This window comes from Dehalococcoidia bacterium, from assembly GCA_035310145.1.
Lineage (GTDB): Bacteria > Chloroflexota > Dehalococcoidia > CAUJGQ01 > CAUJGQ01 > CALFMN01.
The window spans coordinates 47920-72180 of record DATGEL010000104.1 but is presented as its reverse complement, the minus strand read 5'-3'; the positions used below and the strand labels follow the sequence as shown (position 1 = coordinate 72180).

Genomic DNA, 24261 nt, shown 5'->3' with positions numbered 1-24261 from the left:
AAGGCGCCCGTTCGCATCACCCCGCGTGCGCGGCCGCAGGAGCGGCGGCTGCCGGTGCCGCGCCGGTTGCTGACCCTGCCCATCTTCTACAAAGTGCTGTTGGCCAACTCCGCCATCGTGCTGCTGGGGGCGCTGGCCGGCACGGCGATCACGGCGGCACGCGTGCGGGCACATCCCGGCGTCAACGTCGCCGAACTGATGGCGGCGTTCGTGCTGGCCGGCATCGTGATCAGCGTCGCCGTCAACGCGATCGTGCTGCGCGCCGCGCTCTCACCCTTGCTACGCATTGAGCGCACGATCGACTCTGTGCGGGCCGGCAGCACCAGCGCTCGCGTGCCCGCGGGAGGGCTCACCGATCCGGAGATCGAGCGGCTGGGCGAAACGCTGAACGCGATGCTGGACGAGCTGGACCGCGCCCGCGACCGCCAGACCGCGCTCGCCGCGCAGGTGATCTCCGCCCAGGAGGAGGAGCGCCGCCGTATCTCCCGCGAGCTGCACGACGACACGGCGCAGTCGCTCACCTCGCTGCTCCTCTACGCGAAGGCACTCGAAGAAGGCGAACAGCGGCCGGCGGTGCGCGAGGCGCTCGCCGAGATCCGTGGCGAGGTCGGCCGCAGCCTGGACGGCGTGCGCCGGCTGGCGCGTGAGCTGCGGCCCTCCGCCCTCGACGATCTCGGGCTGGCGGCGGCGCTCGACTGGCACGTGCAGGAGTTCGGCCGGCGCACTGGACTCGCGGTCCGCTTCGAGAACGGCTGCGCCGGCGAGCGGCTGCGGCCCGCCGTCGAGCTGGCCCTCTTCCGCGTGGCGCAGGAGGCGCTGACCAACGTCGCCAAGCACGCCGGCGCCCGCTCGGCCACCGTGCGGCTCGCCTGCTCGGAGCACCTGGTCCGCCTCAGCGTGCAGGACGACGGCCGCGGCTTCGATGTCGCGGCCACGCCCGCCGGCGTCGGCCTCTACAGCATGCGCGAGCGCGTGGCGCTGGTACGCGGCGCCTTCACGATCGTCTCCGGCACGCACGGCAGCGAAGTGCGCGCCGAGGTACCCCGCGATGGCCGCTGAGGCGGGCGGCGGCCGGCGGGCGGGCCGCATCCGCGTGCTGCTGGCCGACGACCATCGCCTGGTGCGCGCCGGGCTTCGCCTGCTGCTGGGCACCCAGCCCGACATCGAGGTGGTGGGCGAGGCCGGCAACGGCGAGGAAACCGTGGTCGAGACGCAGCGGCTGCGGCCCGACATCGTGCTGATGGACCTCGCCATGCCGAAGGGCGGCGGCCTGGAGGCGACGCGGCGCATCGCCGAGAGCGGCCTGCCGGCGCGCGTGCTGATCCTCACGGCGCAGGCCGAAGCGCAATATCTGCTGCCGGTGCTGCGCGTCGGCGGCTCCGGCTTCTTGCTGAAGGACGCGGCCGACGAGGAGCTGGTCGAGGCGATTCGCGCCGTGCACCGCGGCGAGGCGTACCTGCCGCCCTCGGCCGCGACGCTGCTGGTGCGCGACTACCTGAAGCGCGTGGGCGAGAGCGAGCCGAGCGATGCCTTCGAGCAGCTCAGCCCGCGCGAGCGCGAGGTGTTGCGCATCACCGCCGAAGGCTACGACGCGCGCGCGATCGGCGAGCGCCTCTTTCTCAGCCCGAAGACGGTCGAAACCTACCGGCGCCGGGCTATGGAGAAGCTGGGCCTGCAGAGCCGCGCCGAGCTGGTGCGCTACGCCCTGCGCCATGGCCTCTTGCTGGCCGAGCAGAACTGAAGCGGAGCGCCGGCGCGCTGCCCCGCCGGCCTACTCGTAGGCGTGGCCGGGCAGGTACTCGATCCTCTTGAACGAAGTCGTGCCCTTTTCGTGCTGAATGCCGGTTTCGTCGTGACCGGGGAAGACGAAGGCGTCGTGCTCGGTGGCGATGCGGCGCAGCCTCGCCACGGAGCGCGCCCACAGCTCAGCGTTCCAGACGATCGGCGAGCCCGTGGCCGGCGGGCCGTAGCTGTCGTGCGTGTAGAGCGCGTCCGAGGTGAGCAGCACCCAGCCGGTGTGATCGAGCTTCATCAGCAGGCCCATCGTGCCGGGGGTGTGGCCGGGCAGGCTGATCAACCAGACGCCCTTGAGGATCTGCTGGTCGCCGTACGTCGTGACGGGCGCCTTGTAGCCGAGGAAGTCCCAGTCGGCGCGGACGAAGAAGGCGTCCGCCGTCTCGATGCCGCGCACGAACTTGTACTCGTCCTCGTGGCAGACGATCGTGGCGCCCGCGTCTTCGAACAGGCGCAGGCCGCCGGCGTGGTCGGTGTGCAGGTGGCCCTGGATCACGTACTTGAAGTCTTCCGGCGCCATGCCCACCGACTTGAGCCGTGCTTCGAGGCACATCTCCGGCGTGATCGCGCTGAGATCGACGAGGTACTGCCAGCCCGGCAGCCACTCGGCCTTCCAGTTGGTCGAGATGCCGGTCTCCCAGAGGATGCGGCCGTCCGGGTGGTCGATGATGTAGCTTTGCGCCGGACACTGGTACCAGGTCAGCGCGCCCGCGCGCTGGCCGCCGGCCATCAGCGCGTAGTTGGCGTGCGGATAGACCATCACGCCCATGTCCATGCCCATGTAGCCGAGATTCAGCCCCCTGAGCGTCGTGCCCATCGCCGCCTGCCTCCTGCCGGATACGACCGGCCCCCGCATGCCTTGCTCGCCGCTGGTCTCGCGTCGCCCGGGGCGGCCGAGCAGCGGCAACCGCCCATACGCTGGTCGGCGCATGGGCGGTTGACAAGACCTGAAGGAGGTAAATCTGCGCCCTGTTGCGCAACCAGCGGCCGCGGCGAGCCGAGCGAGCGGCTCTATGCCGGCAGCAGCACGAAGTCGTACTCGACGGTGTAGAACGGCGCCTGCACCCCGCGCCGCGCCGCCTCCTCGGCCGAGTCGTGGCGGGCGAAGTCGACCACGAGTGAATCCTTCTTGCCGAACACGGCGTCCGAATCGAGATACGGGTCGCCGCTGGCAAAGAGGTGCGTCGTCAGGCTTCGGTAACCGGGCGCGGAGATGATGAAGTGGATGTGCGCCGGCCGGTACGGGTGCCGGCCCAATGCGAGCAGCAACTCGCCCACCGGCCCGTCGACCGGCACGGGGTAGCTCACCGGCTTGATGCCGACAACGGTGAAGCGGCCCTGCGCATCCGTGCGGTAGCGGCCGCGCAGGTTCATGTCCGGCTGGTTCGCGTCCTGCTGCTCGTAGAGGCCGTCGTCGTTGCCCTCCCAGACGTCGAGCACGGCGCCGGCGATCGGCTTGCCGTCGGTGCCGAGCACGCGGCCGCTGACGATCGCCGGCTCGCCCTTGCCGTCGAGGCTCGTGGATTCGCCCGCCGCCAGCTCGCGCGCACCCTCGCGGTAGAAGGGGCCGAGCACGGTAGATTCCGTCGCGCCGTTCGCCGCGCGGTGGTTGATCGTGTCCACCAGCATACTGACGCCGAGCGTGTCGGAGAGCAGGATGAACTCCTGGCGCGTGTCGTCGCACTTCTGGCCCACGGCGGTGAGGAACTGGATCGCCCGCAGCCATTCGGCCTCGGTGAGCTGCACCTCCTGCACGAAGGCGTGCAGGTGCTTCACGAGGCTGGTCATCACCGTCTTGAGGCGCTCCTCCGGCGCCTGCTCCAGGCTCTTGAGCACGTTCGCGGTGATCTGCGCTTCGCTCTCGACCGCAACCATTTCTTCCCCCTCGCCTGTCCGGTCACGCGGCGCGCCGCTCACGCATCGCGCGCCGAAGCGCATACTATTTCTGCAGCCGCCGCGCGGCCAGATCAACACTACACCCGCCGCGGCCGGACGAGGAGATCGCAGATGACCGCACAGCCCGCCGATGCGACCACGCAGACCACCACCCGGCCGATGACCGGCGCCGAGTATCTCGAAAGCCTGCGCGACGGGCGCGAGATCTGGCTCTACGGCGAGCGCGTCAAGGACGTGACCACGCATCCCGCGTTTCGTAACACGGCGCGCATGATCGCCCGCCTCTACGACGCGCTGCACGACCCGAAGCACAAGGACGTGCTGACCACGCAGACGGACACCGGCTCCGGCGGCTACACGCAGCGCTTCTTCAAGGCGCCGATGAGCTGGGAGGAGCAGGTGGCGGGGCGCGACGCGATCGCCGCCTGGGCGCGGCTCACCTACGGCTGGCTGGGCCGCGCGCCCGACTACAAAGGCGCCTTTCTCGGCACACTCGGCGCCAACGCCGCCTTCTACAAGCCCTACGAGGCGAACGCGCGCGCCTGGTACAAGAAGGCGCAGGAGCACGTGCTCTACCTCAACCACGCGATCATCCATCCGCCGGTGGACCGCGACCGCGCCATCCACGAACGCGCCGAGGTCTGCGTGCACGCGGTGAAGGAGACGGACGCGGGCATCGTCGTCAGCGGCGCCAAGGTCGTGGCCACCGGCTCCGCCCTGACCAACGCGACTTTCGTGGCGCACAACGGCCTGATCCCCGTGCAGGACCGGCAGTACGCCTGCATCTTCATGGTGCCGATGGACGCGCCCGGCGTGAAGCTGATCTCGCGCGCGTCATACGAGAACACGGCGGCGGTGATGGGCACGCCCTTCGACTATCCGCTCTCCAGCCGGCTGGACGAGAACGACGCGATCTTCGTGCTGGACAATGTGCTGATCCCCTGGGAGGACGTCTTCTGCTTCGGCGACATCGACGCCGCCAACAACTTCTTCCCGCAGACCGGCTTCCTGCCGCGGGCGCTTTTGCACGGCTGCACGCGCCTGGCCGTAAAGCTGGAGTTCATTGCCGGCCTGATGATGCAGGCGTTCGAGGCGACGGGGCACAAGGACTACCGCGGCCAGCAGGTGCGCCTGGGCGAAGTGATCGCCTACCGCAACCTCTTCTGGAGCCTGTCGGACGCGATGGCGCGCAACGCCACGCCCTGGGTGAACGGCGCCGTGCTGCCCAACATCGAGGCGGCGACGGCCTATCACGTCTTCGGCGCGACCTTCTACCCGATCGTGAAGAACCTGATCGAGCAGAGCGTGGCCAGCGGGCTGATCTACCTCAACTCCAGCGCCCGCGACTTCCACAATCCCGAGCTGCGGCCCTACATCGACAAATACATCCGCGGCTCCGACGGCTACGACGCGGAGAAGCGGGTGAAACTGATGAAGCTGCTGTGGGACGCGATCGGCACGGAGTTCGGCGCCCGCCACGAGCTGTACGAGATCAACTACTCCGGCTCGACGGAGGAGAATCGTCTCACGGCGCTGAACATCGCCAACGCGATCGGCCTCACCGACCGCGCGAAGGCGATGGTCAACGCCTGCATGGCCGACTACGACATCAACGGCTGGACGGCGCCGGACCTGATCAACCCCGACGACGTGAGCTGGCTGCCGAAGCGCTGACTATGGTTGCGCGGAACCGGGCCAGACCTGCAGGGGCGCACGGCGTGCGCCCTGGCCGAAGATCCAGCCACGGTTTCGCAGAGAGCAGGTGCCTTAAGTTCGATTCCGAGGACGCGATGACGACACAGCAGGACCGGGACGCGCAGATCATCGCGGAGTTCCGCGCCAACGGTGGGCGCGTGGGCGGCAGGTTCGCGGATCGGCCGCTGCTGCTGCTGCACACGATCGGTGCGAAAAGCGGCATCGAACGCACGACGCCGGTCGCCTGCCTGCCGGACGGCGATCGCTGGCTGATCTTCGCCTCGAAGGCCGGCGCGCCGGTGAGTCCCGGCTGGTATCACAACCTGGTCGCGCACCCCGACGTCACGATCGAGGTCGGCACAGCGACGATCCCGGCGCGGGCCGTTGTCCTGACCGGCGAGGAGCGCGACCGGCTCTATGCGAAGCAGGCGGCGCTGGTCCCCGTCTTCGCGGAGTACCAGGCGAAGACCACGCGGCGCATCCCGGTCGTAGCCTTGCATCGGCGCGACGGCTGAGCGGGCGGACTGCCGCGTCGAGCGATATTGGCCAGCGAACCCGAGGTGAACATTGCGGCAAGGGCCGCTCTGCTCGTTGCCCCAGCCCCAGCGATGCTGATCCTGGCAGCGTTGTGCTGGCAGGCGTCGAACGTGTTTGGCAGCCCCAGGGCCAGCTCAGGCGTCGGTTTGTGCGTGCTCCGCCCGCTCCGCTCGCTGGGCGTCGACATCGGCTTCCATGCGCTGGCGCATCGCCGCCCGTTCCTGGTCTGTCTGGCCGGTCTCCTGCCCGTGCATTTGCTGTTGTCGCGCGCGGTCCGCCGCCAGCGTTGCGCTCGGAGCGGAACGCCTCCCGAGCAACCGGCCGATGCGTTCATTGAGTCCCATCATGAGCATCCTTTGGCTAAGCTACGGCCGCAGTAGCAGACCGCGCGGCAACTACGAGCATAGCGGTGCGAAGTCGAGAAATTCGACCGAATACTAACAGATTACAGACAGTATCCAGCAAACGCCGTCGGCGGTGGCGCATGAGTGGCCGGCGCACCGCACGAGCCGCTGGGCCCGGCTGACCTCGCCACCGTGACGGCCTCCCGATCGGACGGCGCATGGACGGCGACGGCTGCCGGTCGCATGGAGGCGAACTCGCGGCGAGCACCGCCGATGAGGCAGTTCCGCAGCACCACATTGTCTGCTAATTGGTATTAATACGTCGCACAATTCCACGTCGATCGGTTATAGTGGAGGTACGGGATCGCGGCGCATCGCCGGTCCTGGTCCTCCGCAGCGGGACGTTGCCGCGGTACATACCGGAAGGCGCATCCCATGCTCCGGCTCATCAAGAGTCACCCCGGCGTAAGCCTCGTGCTTACGGTCCTCGGTCTGTTCGTCCTGCTCAAGCTGGTTGGCTAAGGCGCCGCATTGCGCGTGTTCCTGACCGCTTGACCTGGGGAGCGGGCAGTACCCCTGCAGCCGGTCACCCCGCAGCGCTGTCTCACCCGTAACTCACGCCTCCGCGAGCCGGCGGGCAGGTCACGGGCTGCGCCCGACACACTGTTTTCCTACCTGCCTAAGCCGCCCGCAGCCGCGCTGCCCAGGCACACCGCGACCGTGTGGTTCTGTTGTCGAGATAGTCGGGCTCAAACGCATCCAGACGACGCGGCCGGAGCCGGGACAGGCAACCGCCGCTGTTGGCCGCGGCACGCCCGCAAGGGCAGAAGGGAATCGTTGTCATGAGCAGTTCAGCCGAAATGTATGGACGTCCGGAGGCGCCCGGCACCGCCGAGCAAGACCGCGGCCGGAGCAGGCTCGCACAGGCGGCGCGAAAGGTGGGCGCGGTTGTGCAGCAACTGCTGCGGCGCGTGCAAGCGGCGCGCCGGCGCTAAGCGGCTGGCGCGCAACGCCGCTCTCAGCGCAGCGCCTGTGAAACGAGGCATGACGTGAGGCTTCGCCGTCGTCTCTTTTTCCAGGTCGGCCAGAAGCAGCCGCCTGGTCCACAGCCGCAACCGGGCGGCGCGATGAAGGATCCGCCCGCGGCTGCCGCAATTGATACGGCGACTGCCGCGATCGAGCCAGCGCCACCGCGCCCGCCGATCGCCATCCGTTCGCTCACGCAATACCAGCGCGATCCAGCCTTCAAGAACTTTCAGAAGAAGCTCCGGCACGTGCCGGGGACAACGGCGTCACGCAATCGCGGCCGTGCCGATTACGAAGCGCGGCGCCAGGCGCCCGGAAGAGTCGAAGCAGAGGGCGTCGATCCGGGCACCGGGCAGAGGAGATAGCCAGCATGCGCAGCGATTCCGTGGCCGAGGTTCGCGGTCGGCCGGAACTGGAACGCGACCGCCTCACGACGTACCCGTCCGGCGCCGGACCCTACCGCGTGTTCGACGGTCCCAGCTACGACCACGCAAACGGACCCACGCATCAGGCGGGGGTGATGCCCGGACACGACTACGAGCCGCTGCGCACGCCGTTCGGGCAAACCGGCACGCCGGGCGCAGGGCTGGAGCGCAATCTGCGCGACCTGGATTTGGCGGCCAACCGTCATCCGACGAACCGCAACGTCGCAGTGCGGTAGTTCGTGCGAGAGAAGGCCAGCGTGCGCCTTGGCAATCTGTGGTGGCGGCATATCCAGCCCGCTCGGCCGGCCATGCAAGCGGGCAAGCCCTGTGTCCACGCCACGCTGCTGCCGCGCTGGTCGAACGTCGAGGGCGCCGCGTCACGGCAGACCGTGCAGGGGTGGCTGTGTCCGGCCTGCCACCAGGTCTTCACGGCCGAGGAGAGCCGTCTCCTGCGCGGACCCGCGGCCGCGGGAAGGTGAGCAGCGGCGCGGCGCTCGGCGATGCGCCCGCTCTGCAAGCCTGCGAAGGCTCTGCTCGAATCACCATCACGTTACAGCGTCGGTCAGCCGTGCCGGCGCTGCGCCGGCAGCATCGCCCAGGGCTACCGGCCGTTCGGGAGGACGACAATGGCTGAGAACAACTACTGGACCCGTCACGCCGCCCGGCACCCGCGACAGCGGCCGATCCGCTCGGCCTTGCTCGCAGCCTGCGCCGGAGCGGTTTCAGCTGCATACCTCCGCCAGCGCGCGAGCGCACGACCGGCCTGAGATCCGCCGATCCCACGCTCAGGCAAAACGGGCCACGCCAGAAAGCGATAGACCGTGACAGCGAAACCGGTAGCCCTCTACATCGCGACCTACGAGAGCGCCGACGGGGCGGAGGAGGACTTTGCCATTGTGCGCCGCCTGCGGCGCGATGGCGTGATCGGCACGGCCGTCGGTGGGGTCATGGCCCAATCCCCGGCCGGTTGGGCATGGCGCGAGGCTTCCTCATCGTCCAGCCCTGCCGCGGGTGCGGTATCGGAACTGCGCGTCGACGAGCTGCTCGGCATGCTCCTTTCGCCCTCGCTGCCCGGCGCCGCGGTCTCTTCATCCAGCGCCGATGCTGACCCAGATGCCCTGCCGAACAGGCTCGACGTGGCCGCACGCGAGGAGTTCCGGGAGACGCTTACCAACGCCGGTGCGGCTGTGGTCATCCTGGCGGAGGAGAAGATCGCCCCCGCGTTGCGTGTCGCGCTCGCGCGTGCGCACAACCTGATCCAGCACCGACTTTCGGAGGCCGGGATGCGGTGCGCGATCGCCGCCCAGACGGCCGCCGCCCCCGCTGGGTAGGTCCGGGATGCGCCGAAGGCAGAGTGCGCGGCTGCCCGCCGGTGTCCACGGTCCTACCATCCTGTGGTGTATGTCGTATCGCTGGACCTCTGGTCCAGCCCCAGCGCCGCCGATACCCGGTGCGGCAGAAAGCGAAGCGCCCCGATGCTTGCGATGTTGTCGCTGCTGAAGGCCCACCCGTGGACAAGCCTGCTCCTCGCCATCCTTGTGGTCTTCCTCGCGTTCAAGCTGGTGCTATGACGGTTGCAGCAGAAAACCAGGCGGAGGCACAGACTCCCGCCACGCACCGGGCCGTGCGCCTGTCCGCATGTCCCCGCTGCGCGGCCCGCTCCCTCTATCGCGAAGTCAGCGACGAGGAAGCGGATGGGACCGTGTGGTGTTGTCTAAGCTGCAGCTGGCGCCAGTCGCCGGGGGCCGTCGAACCGTCGCCGTCGAACCCAGGACGAGGGCGAGGCCACAGCCCGCTTCACGCCGGGCTGCTGCTGTGACGCACCGCGCAGAACGCCCTGCCGCGCGCTGCGTCCGCGCCGCCACCCGCCGCGGGCGAGCAGCGCTGACTGGTACAACGGCTGACTAGCGATACAGCCGTCATCGAAGGAGATTGCGCATGCGCATCGCGCAACTTGCACCGTTGCAGGAAAGTGTGCCGCCCGCCAGATACGGCGGCACGGAACGCGTCGTGTCGGTGCTGACCGAAGAGCTGGTGCGTCGCGGCCACGAGGTCACCCTCTTTGCCAGCGGTGATTCGACAACCACGGCTCGTCTGGTGCCGGTGGTGCCGCGGGCCCTCCGCCCGCTGGGAGTGCCCGACTATCTGCCGGCCACGATGCTGAGCATCGGCCAGGTGTTTGAACGAGCCGCCGAGTTCGATCTGATCCACGCGCACGTCGATGTGCCGGCTCTGCCCTTTGCCCGATTGGTGGAGACCCCTGTGCTGTTCACGTTGCACGGCCGCCTCGACCTGTCCTGGCTGCGTCCGCTGTTCGATGCCTACCGCGACACCAACCTGGTCTCGGTGAGCGACAATCAGCGCCGGCTGCTGCCGGGGTGGAACTGGCGCGGCACCGTCTACAACGGCATCAACCTGCCCGACTACAACTTCCATGCGCGCCCCGGCGATTACCTGGCCTTCCTGGGACGTCTCGCGCCTGACAAGGGCGTGGAGGACGCCGTTGCCGTGGCCCGCATGGCAGGGTTGCCACTCAAGCTTGCCGCCAAAGTTGACCCTATCGACCAGGCCTACTACGAGCAGCGAATTGTTCCCCTGCTGGCTGACCCACTGGTCACCTACATCGGCGAAGTGGATCAGCAGACGAAGGACGCCTTTCTGGGCGGCGCGTTGGCGCTACTTTTTCCGATTCGCTGGCCGGAGCCCTTCGGCCTGGTCATGGCCGAAGCTCTGGCGACCGGCACACCGGTGATCGCCGGGCGGTTCGGGTCGGTGCCCGAAGTCATCGACGACGGCGTGACGGGCTTCATCTGCGACTCAGTTGAAGAGATGGCGTTGGCCGTCGAGCGCGTGGGAGAGATCGACCGCGCAGCATGCCGGCGCGCGGCGCTGGAGCGCTTCTCGCCGGCGCAGATGGCGGCCGGCTACGAGGTTCTCTACGACCAGTTGACCGCATCCCGCACGGTTCCGGCGCTGGCGCTCAGCAGACCTTCGGCGCTGCGCACCGACCAGCCGGTGACGAGCAGCAACGGCACGGCGAGCACCTGATGTCAGGGGCAAGCGCACAGCATCGCTCGCCCGTACGCGTGGGCAGCGCCATCGGGCGGAGCCAGCAACGGGTACGCCGACACGGCCGCCGCAGCCCACACGGCGGCGTAATAGATTGTGGAGTACGTCCATGACCACTCCCCCCGAGCCCTCGATCGCAGCCACGTATGCCGGCTATCGCCTTGTGGCGCAGCTCGACCAGGCGCGCGAGGATGACGGCAGCTCGCGCTATTCATGTCAGCTAACGGCGAGCGAAATCTCCGACCGTCCCGACCCGCTCGTCTTCACGCGCACGCTGATCCTTGGCGAGGCCCAGGCGGCGCTGATGAACGCACGGCAACCGGGCACGGTCCCGCCGCTGGATCGCCTGCATGCGGATCTGGTGAAGCACGGCGTGCGTTACATGGAGGCGCTGATCAACGCGGTGAACCGCGGCTTCCGGACGATCGCCCCGGAAGGCAGACGCAGCGTCAGCGATGTGCGTTCATTTGTCGGGATGACCGACACGGCGTTGCAGAACCGGGAGGGCTAAGGCCAATACGGCTTCGTTAAGCGTCGGCGGGCCGTCGTCTGGCCCCGATGATCGTCGGGAAACGGCCGCCGAGGCTGCGCAGCCACGCCTGCAGGCGGCATCTCATTGCACCGCTCTCGGTAGTCCTCGCTGTTGCTCACGCCTGGAGCGCCACTAACGAAATCGTATTGGGGCCAGGGCCCGCGCTACGCCTTTGCGGTAGCTCTGGTCGCGGGAGCGCGCAGGCAAGGAGACGCACGCCGCCGGAGTTTGGTGGTTCATTGGTGGTTCCGAGGAAGGACGGGCAGAAGCGGGCACGATGAACCCTCGATGAGTCCTTCCCTGCTCGGCCGCTGACGGCCCGCTCCCGGCCTCTGCTAAGCTCTACACAGGCTGCCCTGCACCCCGGCTTTGTACACCCGGCAGGCACTGGCACGGTGGATGCCGCTCGCGCCGGGGCTTGAGGCTCGCCCGCATCCAACCTTGCAGCCTCGGAGGCGACGGCTATGGCGACCGAAGTGATCATGCCCCAGATGGGCGCCGACATGCAGGAGGGCACACTGCTGCGCTGGCTGAAGCAGCCGGGCGAGCACGTGGCGCGGGGCGAGATCATCGCCGAGATCGAGACCGACAAGGCCAACGTCGAGATCGAGTCGTTCATCGACGGGGTGCTCAGCCGGACACTGGCCGCCGAGGGCCAGGTCGTGCCGGTCGGCGAGGTGATCGCCCTGATTGAAGCCGGCGCCGATGCTGCCGTCTCGGCCCCGTCCGCCGCCGCGCCGCCCGCTCCCGAACCCGTGCTCGCGGCCGCCGGGGGAGCAGTGGAACCGCCGCCGGTGGCCGCGCCCGTCCCTGCAGCTAACGGCGCGGGCGGCGGCGAACAGGTGCGCGAACCCGTGGCCGCGGGCGCGGCGCCGCCGGCAAGCGATCGCGGAGAATTGCGCACGCCCCCCGACGGCTCGCAGATCGCGGGGCCGGGGCAGCGGCTGCGCGTCTCGCCCGTGGCGCGCAACATCGCCGAGGAGCTGGGTGTCGATCTGCGCTCGCTGCAGGGCAGCGGCCCCGAAGGCCGCATCATGCGCAAGGACGTGGAGCGCGCCGCGGCCCAGGGCCAGCCTGCCGCGGCGAGTGCAGCAACGGCGGCGCCCGCAGCGCAACCCGCAGGCGGGGTCGCCACCATTGAGCGCCCGGCAGCCGCCCCATCGCCGGCGCCTGCCGAGCCGGTCGTGCCGCGCCGCTGGGAGCAGCCGGCGGAGCCAGCGGCAACACCCGTCTCGACGCAACCCGCCGCCGCGCAGGCCGCGCCGCCGCCAGCGCCCCGGCCCGCCGCGCCGGCCGCGCCTCAGCGTCCCGCGGCGGCGCCTGCCGCCGGCGTGCAGCCGTTCTCGAAAATGCGGCAGGCGATCGCGCGGCGCATGGCGCAGAGCAAGCGGGAGGCGCCGCACTATTACGTCACCGCCGAGATCGACATGACGGAGGCGATGGCCTTCCGCGCCCAGCTCAACCAGGCGGCGCCGGAGGGCCTGCGCGTCTCCGTCAACGACCTGATCGTCAAGGCCTGCGCCGAGACGTTGAAGCGGTACACCCCCTTCAACGCCGCCTACGGCGACGACGGCCTGCACCTGAACGAGCGCATCAACGTCTGCATCGGCGTGGCTCTGCCCGACGGGCTGATCGCCCCGGCGCTGCTGGACGTGGGCGTGAAGAGCCTGGGGACGATCGCTGCCGAGGCGCACGACCTGGCGGAGCGCGCTCGGTCCGGCATGATGCGCCCCGCCGAGCTGAACGACGGCACCTTCACGATCAGCAACCTCGGCATGTACGGCATCGAGACGCTGATCCCGATCATCCAGCCGCCGCAGGCCGCGATCCTCGGCGTCGGCGCCGTCGAGGACAAACCGGCCGTGCGCGAGGGGCAGATCGTGATCCGCAAGCTGATGATGGTGGCGCTGGCCGCCGACCACCGCGTCACCGACGGCGCCCAGGGCGGCGAGTTCTTGCGCGACCTCAAGGAGCTGCTGGAGCACCCGCTGCGGCTGGCGTTGTAGCGCGGGTTCCAGCACGCGGCATCCCTGCTCACAACTTCAATCGGCCGCGACCACACCGAAGCCCCGGCAGAGGGAACTGAGTCCGTGCACATTTCCGATCAGCAGCTGGCCGAGGTGCGGGAGCAGGGCTTCACCGTCGTCCGGGGCTTCCTCTCCGGTACGGAGCTGGCAGAGGCGCAGGCGGCGCTCTGGCTGCACTTTCCGCGGCCGGAGGACTACTTCGCCGCGCCGGAGCAGTACGAAGCGATCGGCAAGAGCCAGTTCTCCGGAATCAACCTGTTCCCTTACAAGTCGTGGGCGCTGAACCGGCTGCCGTTCCATCCCGACATGGTGGACGCCGCGGAGCGCCTGATCGGCTCGGCCGAGCTGGAGATCTACAAGATCGAGCTGTGGGGCAAGTACGCGGGCGCCGTCAATTACGATCAGCCGCATCACTATGATTACGGCAACCACACGCTGGTTGTGCCGCGCCGCGATGGCCGCTGGCTGCAGATGACGACCTTTCTGCTGTTGTCCGACGTGACGGAGCTGGACGGCCCAACCAAAGTTCTGCCCGCGCCGCTGACGAAGGACTTGCCGCTGGTCCCAGACCTGCTGCCGATGGGCGAGCTGTTCGACCAGGAGATCGCGGCCACCGGCCCCGCCGGCACGCTCCTCATCTACCGCACCGACGTGATGCACCGCGGCTCGGACTTCCGCGCGCCCGGGCGCTCGCGCTTCGCGTTGCTGACCGATTACAAGGCGAGGGGCACGCCCTGGGCCGGCAAGCTCGCCTGGCCGAACCGCGCCAACGACCCGAACATGACCGAGGCGATCGTGCGCATGTCGGTGCGGGAGCGCGACCTGTTCGGCTGGCCGCCGCCTGGGCACGAGTACTGGAACGAGCAGACGCTGGTCGACACGGCCGCGCGCTATCCCGGCATCGATTTGTCGCCGTATCGGTAGCCGGGCCGCGGCCCCCATCCCCCGGCCCCTTCCCCCAATCCTGGGGGAAGGGGAGAGATGCAATACGGAGCGATTGGGGCTAGAGGCAGAGCTTCAAGGCCACCTGTAGGGGCGCACGGCGTGCGCCCTTCGCGCCGCCGGCCGCGACCCACGGCGCGCCGCGGTGCCAACCGTTCGTGACGGCCGGTCCATCACCGGGCGCGGTCGAGCTCGTCGCTACCGGGAATCGCCCTGACGGTTCCGGGAAAGTGCGCGAGCCCCCAGGTGGCGAGCGCATCGATCGCACGTCCCAGCCCTCTGCCTTCGGCGGTGAGGCGGTACTCGAAACGTGGCGGATGCTCGCGGTAGCGAATTCGCTCCAGCAGCCCCGCGCGTTCCAGGCGCTTCAGGCGGTCGGCCAGGATGTTGGTGGGGATGTGCTCCGCTGAGGCGAGGAGATCGCCGTAGCGCTTCTGGCCGCCGAGCAGATCGCGGATCACCAGCAGGGTCCAGCGGTCCCCCACCAGGTCCAGCGCGCGGGCCACTGGGCACAGCGAACGGCCGGGGCCAGCCGTGGTCTCATCGCCTGCCCGCTCCTGACCGATCATCGTTGCCGGTGAACTCCTCTCGCATGCCGCGTTCCAGCCACTTGCATTTTAGAACAGACTGGTTGACACTGGTCCATAGGATCACTTGTTATTCGCAAGTGACCAGTGCGGGACGCGTGGGCGGTAGCCGCCGCCTGGCTCGGCCCGCCGAAGCATTGACGTGCAAGACGAAAGGCAGTCTCGACCGATGCGTACTCATGCCAATCCCAACACCAGCCGATACCTGGAGCTCGATGCCCTGCAGGAGGCGGTCCGCTGGCCGACCGTGGAACGCCGCACCATCGTCGTGCTGGCCGGCCAGCTTCTGGCTACCCGCCAGTTTCAGCGCGGCTACGCCTTTTTCCGCGAGCGGGCCGCCGCCCAACCGAACGAGCCGCTCCTCCTCGCCCTGGAAGGGGTCTTCCAGGCGAGGCTCGCCGGCCGGAAGCCCCTGTTCCGGCGTCCGGCCTGGATCCGCGACGCGGTGGGCAAGCTGGACCGCGCCGTGGCCCGGGAACCTGGTCTGACGACCTACTTCCGCGGCCTGGTGCTCGCCGAGCTTCCCGCCATGCTGGGCAAAGCGGGCGCGGCGGTGGCCGATCTCGAATGGGTGCTCGCTCACATGAACGCGTTCCCGACCGCGATCCGGCGCAGCGTTTACCGCGCCCTGGCCAGGGCCTACACGGCGCAGGGACGTGGCGCGGAGGCGCACGAGGCGCTGCAGCGCTCGGGCTATGCTTCCCTGGAACCCGGCGAGCCCCAATTCGTGACCGACGCCTGGCTCACGGCGGCGGATGGTTACCGCTTCGTCGCGCCCAGGTTAATCGAGCCGTCGCCCGGGATCTACGTCGCCCAGGGCTACGACTTCAGCGACTTCGCCTTCATCGCCACCGGCGATGGCCTGGTGGCCATCGACGCCGGCACCACGCCGGCCCGCGCCCAGGCCGCCCTGGACGACCTGCGGCGGCGGACCGATGCCCCTATCCGCCACGTGATCCTCACCCATGCCCACTGGGATCTCATCGGCGGCCTGAGCGCGTTCGCGCCGCCCGGCGTTCAGGTGATCGCCAGCGCCAACTTTGCCGATGAACTGCGCATCGTGAACGAGACGGGCGGCCGGCTTGGCGCCTTCTTCGGACGGGACGACCGCCACGACTACGCGCTGGCGCCCGACCGCCTGGTGGCCGAGCCGGAGACGCTGACCCTCGGCGGGGTGCAATTCACCCTGTACCCGGCCCACGGGGGCGAGACCAACGACGCGCTCCTGGTTCACCTGCCTTCGGCCGGCGTCCTCTTTGTCGGCGATGTCCTCATGCCGGAATTCGGCGCGCCCTTCCTGCCGGAGGGCTCGGCGGAGGGTCTGTTCGATACCCTGGCGCTGATCCAGCGGCTCGCGCCGCGGCTGCTCATCCACGGGCACACGGCGCTGACCGAGAACATCGGCTCAGAAACGCTCCCCGGCCTCGACGCCGCGCTGCGCGAGGTGTATGCGCAGGTGATGCGGGCGATCCGCGAGGGCAAGACGCTGGTGGAAATCCTCGAGGACAACCCGCTGCCCGGCAGCCTGCGCTCGCACCCAGGCGTCGTCGTGCCGTTCGTGGTGATGCGCGACGGCTTCATCGAGCGGCTCTACCACCAGCGCACGGGCTACTGGCAGCCCGATGGCGAGGGCATGGAGCCGGTCTCGCCCGCGGAGTGGGCGGCAGCGCTCGACCTGCTGGCCGGAGGCAAGGAGCGGGCCTTCGTACGCAGCGCCCGCGTCTTGCTGAGCCGGGGGAATGCCGCACTCGCCCTCAAGCTCATCGATCTGGGCCGGCAGCGTCATCCCGCGAGCAAGACCCTGGCCCGACTCCGCCGGCAGGCGCTGGATCGATTGCGCGAGCGCTACCACCAGCTCAACCCCTTCAAGTTCATCGTCTACTCGGGACTCGCGGGCGCGGAGCTGCTCCCGCTGCCCGATGACGTCCGGCAGGTCGCACCCGCCTTCGCCGAGCGCGAGCTTCCCCAGGCGCTGGCCGGCTAGAAGCCGCGGCCCACGAAGGCAGCGAGGCCGCCGCGTGCCGCGCCTGCAGCAGCCTGCTAACCCGATGCACTCCCGGAACTTACTCCCCACGATCGCCCCTCTCCCTCTCCCAGGATTGGGAGAGGGAGAGGGGTCGGGGGTGAGGATGAGGGCCCGCCGCTCGCCCGCCCGACCTCACACCTCGAACGGCAGATCGTACAGCTCCACCACGTTCTTGACGGTCATCGCGTAGCGCTCGTCCGCGGTGCAGTCCTGCATGATCGTGTCCAGCACCTTCTGCGAGTCGGGGAAGACGGAGTCGCCGTGCGGGTAGTCGCTGCCCCACATCAGCGTGTTCGTACCGGAGAGATAGCGCGTCATGATCCCGATCTCGTCGTCTTCGAAGGTGATCAGGAAGTTGCGCCGCCAGTAGTCGCTCGGCTTCAGCGGCGTGGCGCCCGGCTGCCGCGGCCCGCCGCGACGGAAGTAGGCCATGTCGAGCCGCTTCAGCAGGGCGCCGAGCCAGCCCGTCTCGAACTCCGTGGGCACGAAGCGGATCTCGGGGAAGCGCTCGCAGACGCCGGAGGTGATCAGGTCGGCGATCGTGAACATCACGCCGGCGAAGGCAAGCGCGTAGCCGGCCTGCGGGTGCGGCAGGCCGTGATTCGGCGTGGCGCCCGTGAAGATGTGCATGGTGAGCGGCAGCTTCAACTCTTGCGCCGCGGCCCAGAACGTGTCGTACCAGGGGTCGGAGTAGGGGTGCTCCGGCGGCGCCGTGGCGGGAATGCAGACGCCGATGTGGCCCAGCTTTTTCGCCCGCTCCATCTCCGCGATCGCCGCGTCGAGATCGAAAAGCTGGATGCAGGCCAGGGGGAAGAGCCGGCCGGGCGCGGCGGCGCAGTAGTCGGCCGTCCAGTCGTTGTAGGTGGCGAAGCTGGCCTTCACGATCGCCAGATCTTCGATCTGGTAGACGTTGAACAGCACGCTGGGATAGAGCACCTCGGCATCGATGCCGTCGATTTCCTGGTCCGCGATGCGCTGCTTCACATCGTAGACGCCGGGCCGCGCCAGGCCGTAGCCCTGCTTCACCAGCTCGCGCGTGTCGGTCTTGGTGAAGTCGACGCCGGCCATAAAGAAGCCGGAGATGCCGAGGCCGAACTTGCCGTTGCCCAGGTCCAGCACCGGGCCGCGGTCTGCCGTCTCCACCACGCGCGGCGCCCGCTCGCCGAAGCGCTTCGCCAGCGGCAGGAACAGCTCCGGCGGCTCAACCACATGCGAATCGGCCGAAATGCACAACTGCTTCGCCATCACGCTTCTCCATCATGGAACGCTCAGTGCCCGCACCGGTGCCCGGTGCGCGGCCAACGTACACCCGCGAACCGCGCGGCAACAACCGGCCAGTGGCCGTCGCCCTTGACGGTGTCGGCTCCCGGTTCCACGCTAAGCCTGCGCCGCACGATCGAGGCCGGCGCTGCGGGAGACAGGGCACGGCTGGCGTATCCAACCTGCCCGAGGTGACATGTGTCGCAAGAGTGGGATACGGCGCCGCTCGCCGGCCTGAGCTTCGCCATCGGCAGCCGCACCGCCGCCGCCGATCTCGCCGCCTTCGTACTGCGCGACCTCGGCGCACGCACGGTCGCCGCATCCGACGGCGCCGCGGACCTGGCCGACGCCGGCGTAAACGTCCGGCGCAGCGCCGTGCTGCTCAGCCCCTACGGCGCAACGGGCCGCTTCGCCGGCGCGCCGGACCACCACGCCGCGATCGGGGCCGTGGGCGGCGCGCTGCTGGGACAGTACACCTACGCGCCCGGCCCGGCTTATCTCGTCTCGCCCTACGCCACGGTGGGTCAGGCGCTGCTCGCCACCGCGGCCGCCTGCGCCGCGCGCCTCGGCGGCGCAGGCGGCGAGCCACTGCCGGTGAGCGGCATCCAGGGGCTGTTCGCTGTGCAGGCCGGCTTCTACTGCTTCGGCGCCGAGCCGGAGCCACAACGTTTCGCCCACAGCCCGCGCGGCCAGTCGCCCACCTATTCGACCTACCGCGCCGCCGACGACTGGATCTTCATCGGCGCCTCCACCACGCCGTTCATGATCAAGGTCTTGCAGACGGTCGGCCTCGACAGCCTGCTGGACGACCCGCGCCTGCACGGCGGGGCGCGCGGGCTGCGCGACCCGGAGCTTGCCGGCGAAGTGTGGCAGCGCATGGACCCGATTGTCCGCCGCGAGCCGCTCGACGCATGGCTGGCCCGCTTCGAGGCGGCGAAGGTGCCCGCCGGACCGGTGCTCAGCCTGGAGGAGACGCTGGCCCACCCGCAGATCCGCGCCGCCGGCCTGGCCGAGCCCGGCGAGCCCATCGGCCGCCTGACGCGCATGAGCGCCGTGACGCGCCGTGGCGACGGCGTGCCTCGCACGGCGGCCGGGTCCGGCCCGCTGCCGCTCTCCGGCCTGCGCGTGGTCGAGCTGGCGGGCTACATCGCCGGCTCGTACGTCGGCCGGCTGCTGGCCGATCTCGGCGCCGACGTGGTCAAGATCGAGCCGCCGGACGGCGACCCGTTCCGCGTCAACGGCCTCGGCTTCCCGGCGTGGAACCACGGCAAGCGCGCCCTCTCGCTCAACCTGCGCGACGCGGCCGGGCGCGATCGCCTCACCGCGCTGGTGGCCGGGGCCGACATGCTCGTCACTAACTACCGGCCGGAAGCGCTGACGCGCATGGGCGTCGGCCGCGACGACCTGTTCGCGGTCAATCCGGCGCTGATTCACTGCACCGTCTCGGCCTTCGGCGAGAGCGGGCCGCTGGCGCACCTGCCCGGCTTCGACCCGGTGGTGCAGGCGTTCGCCGGCATCATGAAGCGGCAGGGCGGCGAGGGCGAGCCGGTGAAGCCGCAGATGGCGGCCACGGACTACCTCTCCGGCATGCTCGGCGCCATCGGCGTGCTGGCGGCGCGGCTGGCGCAGCTCCAGCGCGGCGGCGGCTACGAGGTGCGCACCTCGCTGCTCGCGGCGGCGCTGCTGCTCAACTACGCCGCCTACGAAGACGTGCGCGCCGGCCGCGCCTATCTCGTCGGCGGCCGCGACTTCAAAGGCCCGCGCCCGCTGCACGGCCTGCACCAGACGCGGGACGGCTGGCTGCTGACGGCCGCAGACGAAGAGGCGGCGCCAAACGCTGCGGCCGAGCGCTATCTCGCCGGCCATCTCGTTCAGGAGACCACCGAGGCCGCGATCGCACGGCTGGCGGCGCTGGGTGTGCCGTCCATCCCCTGCATCCACCCCTACGATCTCAGCGCCGAGCCGCACTTCAGCGAGAACCGCCTCTGGCTGCGCATTGAGCAGCCTGAGCTGGGGCCGCTGACGCTGCCCGCGCCCGTGCTCGGTCCGCCTGGCGACGGCGCGCCTGCCCCGGCGCTGGGCGAGCACAACGGGCTCGCGGACGTGTGGCGTGCAGGGCCGGCGGCGGTGCCCGTGCGGGGCGCCTCCCCCCGATTTGGCTGAAGCCAAATCTCCCTTCCCTGCAAACGCGTGATGCAAAACAGGGGCCGCCTGGCAGTGGCGCTGGCGGGCCGCCTATGGCGCGACGGTGGTGCCGCCGGCCGCCGATCGCCGCGGAGGGGCGATCGGCAATCAACGCGGGGTTAGGCGCGTAGGCCGGCCAGCACGTCGTCCGGGCGGTGCAGGCGGCCGCAGGCGAAGACGGCGGCGATGCGGCGCGTGTTGCGGATGTCGGCCAGCGGGTCGGCGTCAAGCAGCAGGGCATCGGCGCTGAGGCCGGGCTTGATCGCGCCGAACTCGTCCTGCCGGTCCAGCCGTTCGGCCGCGCGGCGCGTGGCGGCCTGCAGCGCGGCCAGCGGCGAGAGGCCCGCCCGCACCAGCAGCTCCAGCTCGCGGTGCAGGGAGAAGCCGGAGACGATCGCGACATTGGGGCAGTCCGTGCCGGCCAGCACGCGCCCGCCCGCGGCATGAAAGCCGCCCACGAGCTGCAAGATGTTCTGCCAGCAGCGCCGTGAGCGCCCCTTCGCGTTCTCCGAGGCGCCGGCCGCGGCCTGGCGGCGCTCGGCCCAGCGGCTTTGCAGCTCCTCGGCAACGGGCGCGGGCAGCAACGGCAGCAGGGGCGTGCGCTCGGGGTCGTCCATCGACGTGTCGCCGGCATCGTCGCCGATCGCGGCCGGGCGTGCGGCGAACAGCACCAGCGTCGGGTCCAGCGCCGTATCCGCGGCAAGCAGGCGCTCGTAGAGGCGCTGCACCGCCGGCCCGCGCGGATCGATCTCGGTCAGCACGCGCCAGAGCCAGCCGCCGTACTCGAACGGCGTCATGGTGCCGGGATGCTCCGGCCGCTCGGCGGCGGTCGCCAGCTCGCCGAAGGCCATCAGGTGTTCGAGGCAGTCCACGCCGGCGTCGGCCGCGTCCGCGCCCCAGGTCGCCTGCTGGTGCATGAAGACGCGCAGGCCGCGTGCGTGCGCCCGCGCCGCCGCTCGCCGCGCCGTCTGCGGCCGGATGGTGATGTAGAGCTTGACCGCGTCAGCGCCGGCGCCGGCCAGTCCGTCGATCTCGCCTTCGATCTGCTCGGCGTCGATCTCGCGGCTCATTGCGGCGAAGCCCGCGAAGGCCTTGCCCTCTTCCAGCATCGGGCCGGTGAACAGCAGGCGCGGGCCGAGCTGCTCGCCGCGTGCCAGCGCGCCGCGGCGGGGAACGAGGTCGCCGAGCTGGCCGCCGAGATCGAGCACGGTGGTGACGCCGGCGGCGAGGAACAGGGACAGATGCGCGCGCTCCGGCGGCTGCGTGTGCACGTGCATATCGACCAGGCCAGGAATCAGGAACTTGCCCCGGCCATCGATCGTCTCGGCGCCGTCCGGTTCGGGAATCGCCGCCGCGGGACCGACGCGGCTGAAGCGGCCGTCCTCGATCACGACGCCGGCGCCGGGCAGGGGGGCGCCGCCGAGGCCGTCGATCAGCGTGACGCCGGTGATGACGAGCGGCCGCGCGGCGTTGCCAGCATTCATGGGTTTCTGTCCTTCGAACGTAGCGGCGGGTTGCGGCGAGCGGCACCGACGTGGCGAACGATGACACGGCGGACGGCCGAAATGCAACGGTTTCCACAGCCGCGCCGCGCTCAACTTCCCCGAATTCCACTCGACACTCATCCGCAGGAGGCCGCATGGATCTGCCCTTGTCGCGCCGCAACGTGGCCCGTGCAGGGGCGGCGCTGTGCGTGCTCTGCGCGCTGATCACGTTGCCGAGCCTGCTGCTGCCCGGCCCTGGCGGCAGCAACGTGGCGGGCCTGCTGGGCGCAGCGCTCGCCGCCATGCTGCTGGCGCCGCTGCTCTGGCTGCTGCCGTGGCAGCGCTGGCCGCAGCGGGCGAGCCTGGTCTTCGCGGTCATCACCATCGGGCTGATCGCGCTGAATAACTACGTCGCCGGCGCCGCCCCGTACCGTCTCAGCGCGTTCTTTCTCGTGGTCTTCGTCTGGGTGGGCCTCGGCCAGCCGCGGGGCACGTCGCTGGCGCTGACGCCGCTGCTGGCGGCGGCGTCCCTGCTGCCGGTGCTGTTCCGGCCGCATCCCACCTCCGCGATCAGCTCGATCGGGTACGTGGCGCCGCTCTGCCTGCTCGTGGGCGAGACGCTCTCTTGGCTCACGGCCCAGTGGCGCCGCTCGCAGCAGGCGGTGATCGCCAACGAAGCGCGGCTGCAGCACATCGTCGAGACGTCCCCCGACCTGATCGGCGTGCTCGACCAGCGCGGCTGCTACACCTTCGCCAACCAGGCGCACGAGACGATCCTCGGCCGCCCGCCGCGACAACTGCTCGGCGCCTCGCCCTTCGCCTTCCTGCACCCCGACGAGCTGGCCGAGGTGCAGGAGCGGTTCAGCCGGCGCGTCGTCTGCGATACGGCCGGCAGCGCCCCGCACTCCGGCATCACCGTGCGCCTGCGCCACACGGATGGACGCTACATCTGGATCGAGGCCCGCACCCAGACCGTGTTTGACCCCGCCGGCCAGGCGGAGGGCCTGCTGATCATCGGGCGCGACATCACCGCCCGCGTTGACCTGGAGGAGCGCCTGCGTCACCAGGCCTTCCACGACCCGCTCACCGGCCTGCCCAACCGCGCCCTGTTTATGGACCGGCTGGCACAGGCGCTGAGCCGCGGCGAGCGCCGCGGCACGGTCACGGCCGTGCTCTTCCTCGACCTGGACCGCTTCAAGCTGATCAACGACAGCCTCGGCCACGAGGCCGGCGACGCGCTGCTGGTCGCCGTGGCCGAGCGGCTGCGCGCCTGCCTGCGGCCCGCCGATACCGTCGCCCGCTTTGGCGGCGATGAGTTCATCGTGCTGCTTGAGGAGGGCGTGTCACGAGAAAGCATCGTCGCCGTGGCGCAGCGCGTGCTCGCCGCACTGACCCAACCCTACGACCTGAATGGCGGCAATGGCAGCAATGGCAACGAGGTCTTCAGCGGGGCGAGCATCGGCATTACCCTGAGTGACACCGCCAGCGCACGGCCCGACGAGCTGGTGCGGGAGGCGGACATCGCCCTTTTCGAAGCGAAAGCTGCGGGGCGCGGCAGCTACGTGCTGTTCGACGCCGGCATGAAGGCCGCCAGCAGCGACCGGCTCGACCTGGAGACGGACCTGCGCCAGGCGTTGAGCCGCGGTGAGCTGCACGTCTACTACCAGCCGGAGGTCGATATCGACTCCGGCCTGGTGGTGGGGATGGAGGCGCTGCTGCGCTGGCAGCACCCGCGCCGCGGCCTAATCGGCCCGGATCGCTTCCTTGCCCTGGCGGAGGAGACCGGCCTGATCCTGGAGATCGGCCCCTGGGTGCTGGAGCAGGCCTGCCGCGACACGCGCCGCTGGCAGGAGCAGCACCTGGGCACCCGGCCGCTGGTGGTGAGCGTCAACCTCTCCCCGCGCGAGTTCGCCTGTGCAGCGCTGCCCGCCGAGGTGGCCCGCATCCTGGAGCGCACGCGGCTTGCCCCCGGCTCGCTGCGGCTGGAGATCACGGAAGCCGCGCTGATGCAGGACCTGGAGCTCACCCGGCGCACGCTGCACGCGCTCAAGGAGCTGGGCGTCTGGCTGGCGATCGACGACTTCGGCAGCGGCTACTCCTCGCTCAACCACCTGCGCCACTTCCCCGTGGACACGATCAAGATCGATCGATCGCTCATCGCCGGCCTGGACGGCGACGCCGGCGCCATCTCGATCGTGCGCGCCGTCACGGCCCTGGGCCACGCGCTGGGCTTGGACGTCACCGCGGAAGGCATCGAGACGGCGGACCAACTCGCGCTGATGGAGGCGGTCAACTGCGACCGCGGTCAGGGCTGGTTCTTTGCGCCGCCCGCTCCGGCTGCCGAGCTGGACGAGCTGCTGCGCCGCGACGCCGCCTCGCGCTCCGGCATGGGCAGCTTCGACGATCTGCGGCAGCAGGCCGGCTGAGCGCCGC

The 24261-nt window shown here is 70.0% G+C and carries 20 protein-coding genes; 13 read left to right on the top strand and 7 right to left on the bottom strand.

Annotated elements, in window-relative coordinates:
- Nucleotides 1-54 precede the first annotated feature (54 nt).
- Nucleotides 55-1059, top strand: coding sequence for a HAMP domain-containing sensor histidine kinase (locus VKV26_19745; GenBank protein HLZ72146.1), 1005 nt, complete (start codon nt 55-57; stop codon nt 1057-1059).
- The gene (locus VKV26_19740) at nt 1049-1741 is read left to right on the top strand and encodes a response regulator transcription factor (GenBank protein ID HLZ72145.1); all 693 of its coding nucleotides are present in this window, start codon (nt 1049-1051) and stop codon (nt 1739-1741) included. Before VKV26_19745 ends, VKV26_19740 begins: the two co-directional genes overlap by 11 nt.
- Nucleotides 1742-1771: 30 nt before the next feature.
- Here the strand turns inward: VKV26_19740 and VKV26_19735 are convergent, their stop codons facing one another.
- Both VKV26_19735 and VKV26_19730 read right to left on the bottom strand, forming a co-directional pair.
- A complete protein-coding gene (locus VKV26_19735; GenBank protein ID HLZ72144.1) occupies nt 1772-2611 on the bottom strand; it encodes an N-acyl homoserine lactonase family protein in 840 nt (279 codons plus the stop codon).
- Nucleotides 2612-2805: 194 nt separating this feature from the next.
- Entirely contained in the window at nt 2806-3669 is an 864-nt protein-coding gene (locus VKV26_19730) for an intradiol ring-cleavage dioxygenase (GenBank protein HLZ72143.1), read from the bottom strand.
- Nucleotides 3670-3801: 132 nt separating this feature from the next.
- Here VKV26_19730 and VKV26_19725 point away from each other — a divergent pair, with 132 nt between their 5' ends.
- On the top strand, nt 3802-5364 hold the full coding sequence (locus VKV26_19725) for a 4-hydroxyphenylacetate 3-hydroxylase N-terminal domain-containing protein (GenBank protein ID HLZ72142.1): 1563 nt from the start codon (nt 3802-3804) through the stop codon (nt 5362-5364).
- A gap of 116 nt (nt 5365-5480) precedes the next feature.
- Nucleotides 5481-5900: a nitroreductase family deazaflavin-dependent oxidoreductase gene (locus VKV26_19720; GenBank protein HLZ72141.1), complete on the top strand. Its 420-nt coding sequence runs from the start codon at nt 5481-5483 to the stop codon at nt 5898-5900.
- Nucleotides 5901-6056: 156 nt separating this feature from the next.
- On the opposite strand, the gene VKV26_19715 is transcribed toward VKV26_19720, so the two are convergent.
- Nucleotides 6057-6266 carry a hypothetical protein gene (locus VKV26_19715; protein ID HLZ72140.1) on the bottom strand — a complete coding sequence of 70 codons (210 nt, stop codon included), beginning with the start codon at nt 6264-6266 and terminating at the stop codon, nt 6057-6059.
- Nucleotides 6267-7117: 851 nt separating this feature from the next.
- Nucleotides 7118-7540, bottom strand: a complete 423-nt coding sequence (locus VKV26_19710) for a hypothetical protein (GenBank protein HLZ72139.1) — start codon at nt 7538-7540, stop codon at nt 7118-7120.
- Between the two features lie 122 nt (nt 7541-7662).
- On the opposite strand from VKV26_19710, the gene VKV26_19705 reads away from it, so the two are divergent.
- From VKV26_19705 to VKV26_19680, 6 genes are all read left to right on the top strand, one after another.
- Complete coding sequence (locus VKV26_19705; protein ID HLZ72138.1) at nt 7663-7953, top strand: hypothetical protein; 291 nt, start codon at nt 7663-7665, stop codon at nt 7951-7953.
- A gap of 585 nt (nt 7954-8538) precedes the next feature.
- Nucleotides 8539-9048, top strand: coding sequence for a hypothetical protein (locus VKV26_19700; GenBank protein ID HLZ72137.1), 510 nt, complete (start codon nt 8539-8541; stop codon nt 9046-9048).
- Between the two features lie 607 nt (nt 9049-9655).
- A complete protein-coding gene (locus tag VKV26_19695) occupies nt 9656-10765 on the top strand; it encodes a glycosyltransferase family 4 protein (protein HLZ72136.1) in 1110 nt (369 codons plus the stop codon).
- Nucleotides 10766-10895: 130 nt separating this feature from the next.
- Complete coding sequence (locus VKV26_19690) at nt 10896-11297, top strand: hypothetical protein (protein HLZ72135.1); 402 nt, start codon at nt 10896-10898, stop codon at nt 11295-11297.
- A gap of 485 nt (nt 11298-11782) precedes the next feature.
- Nucleotides 11783-13324, top strand: coding sequence for a dihydrolipoamide acetyltransferase family protein (locus tag VKV26_19685; protein ID HLZ72134.1), 1542 nt, complete (start codon nt 11783-11785; stop codon nt 13322-13324).
- A gap of 84 nt (nt 13325-13408) precedes the next feature.
- Nucleotides 13409-14269, top strand: coding sequence for a phytanoyl-CoA dioxygenase family protein (locus tag VKV26_19680; GenBank protein ID HLZ72133.1), 861 nt, complete (start codon nt 13409-13411; stop codon nt 14267-14269).
- A 191-nt stretch (nt 14270-14460) separates the two neighbouring features.
- Here the strand turns inward: VKV26_19680 and VKV26_19675 are convergent, their stop codons facing one another.
- Entirely contained in the window at nt 14461-14856 is a 396-nt protein-coding gene (locus VKV26_19675; GenBank protein ID HLZ72132.1) for a helix-turn-helix domain-containing protein, read from the bottom strand.
- Between the two features lie 187 nt (nt 14857-15043).
- Here VKV26_19675 and VKV26_19670 point away from each other — a divergent pair, with 187 nt between their 5' ends.
- Nucleotides 15044-16858, top strand: coding sequence for an MBL fold metallo-hydrolase (locus tag VKV26_19670; protein HLZ72131.1), 1815 nt, complete (start codon nt 15044-15046; stop codon nt 16856-16858).
- Between the two features lie 174 nt (nt 16859-17032).
- On the opposite strand, the gene VKV26_19665 is transcribed toward VKV26_19670, so the two are convergent.
- Entirely contained in the window at nt 17033-18145 is a 1113-nt protein-coding gene (locus tag VKV26_19665) for an amidohydrolase family protein (protein ID HLZ72130.1), read from the bottom strand.
- A 213-nt stretch (nt 18146-18358) separates the two neighbouring features.
- Between VKV26_19665 and VKV26_19660 the strand changes: the two genes are divergently transcribed.
- Entirely contained in the window at nt 18359-20323 is a 1965-nt protein-coding gene (locus VKV26_19660) for a CoA transferase (protein HLZ72129.1), read from the top strand.
- Nucleotides 20324-20463: 140 nt separating this feature from the next.
- Here VKV26_19660 and VKV26_19655 read toward each other — a convergent pair whose 3' ends face one another.
- Complete coding sequence (locus VKV26_19655; GenBank protein ID HLZ72128.1) at nt 20464-21828, bottom strand: amidohydrolase family protein; 1365 nt, start codon at nt 21826-21828, stop codon at nt 20464-20466.
- Between the two features lie 155 nt (nt 21829-21983).
- On the opposite strand from VKV26_19655, the gene VKV26_19650 reads away from it, so the two are divergent.
- On the top strand, nt 21984-24254 hold the full coding sequence (locus VKV26_19650) for an EAL domain-containing protein (GenBank protein ID HLZ72127.1): 2271 nt from the start codon (nt 21984-21986) through the stop codon (nt 24252-24254).
- Nucleotides 24255-24261 lie beyond the last annotated feature (7 nt).

Bases quoted from the DNA above. Each gene is read 5' to 3' on its own strand.
- VKV26_19705 (HLZ72138.1), top strand. From the start codon at position 7,663: ATGCGCAGCGATTCCGTGGCCGAGGTTCGCGGTCGGCCGGAACTGGAA.
- VKV26_19670 (HLZ72131.1), top strand. From the start codon at position 15,044: ATGCGTACTCATGCCAATCCCAACACCAGCCGATACCTGGAGCTCGAT.
- VKV26_19725 (HLZ72142.1), top strand. From the start codon at position 3,802: ATGACCGCACAGCCCGCCGATGCGACCACGCAGACCACCACCCGGCCG.
- VKV26_19735 (HLZ72144.1), bottom strand. From the start codon at position 2,611: ATGGGCACGACGCTCAGGGGGCTGAATCTCGGCTACATGGGCATGGAC.
- VKV26_19690 (HLZ72135.1), top strand. From the start codon at position 10,896: ATGACCACTCCCCCCGAGCCCTCGATCGCAGCCACGTATGCCGGCTAT.
- VKV26_19655 (HLZ72128.1), bottom strand. From the start codon at position 21,828: ATGAATGCTGGCAACGCCGCGCGGCCGCTCGTCATCACCGGCGTCACG.
- VKV26_19730 (HLZ72143.1), bottom strand. From the start codon at position 3,669: ATGGTTGCGGTCGAGAGCGAAGCGCAGATCACCGCGAACGTGCTCAAG.
- VKV26_19695 (HLZ72136.1), top strand. From the start codon at position 9,656: ATGCGCATCGCGCAACTTGCACCGTTGCAGGAAAGTGTGCCGCCCGCC.
- VKV26_19715 (HLZ72140.1), bottom strand. From the start codon at position 6,266: ATGGGACTCAATGAACGCATCGGCCGGTTGCTCGGGAGGCGTTCCGCT.
- VKV26_19650 (HLZ72127.1), top strand. From the start codon at position 21,984: ATGGATCTGCCCTTGTCGCGCCGCAACGTGGCCCGTGCAGGGGCGGCG.
- VKV26_19685 (HLZ72134.1), top strand. From the start codon at position 11,783: ATGGCGACCGAAGTGATCATGCCCCAGATGGGCGCCGACATGCAGGAG.
- VKV26_19720 (HLZ72141.1), top strand. From the start codon at position 5,481: ATGACGACACAGCAGGACCGGGACGCGCAGATCATCGCGGAGTTCCGC.
- VKV26_19675 (HLZ72132.1), bottom strand. From the start codon at position 14,856: ATGATCGGTCAGGAGCGGGCAGGCGATGAGACCACGGCTGGCCCCGGC.
- VKV26_19665 (HLZ72130.1), bottom strand. From the start codon at position 18,145: ATGGCGAAGCAGTTGTGCATTTCGGCCGATTCGCATGTGGTTGAGCCG.
- VKV26_19740 (HLZ72145.1), top strand. From the start codon at position 1,049: ATGGCCGCTGAGGCGGGCGGCGGCCGGCGGGCGGGCCGCATCCGCGTG.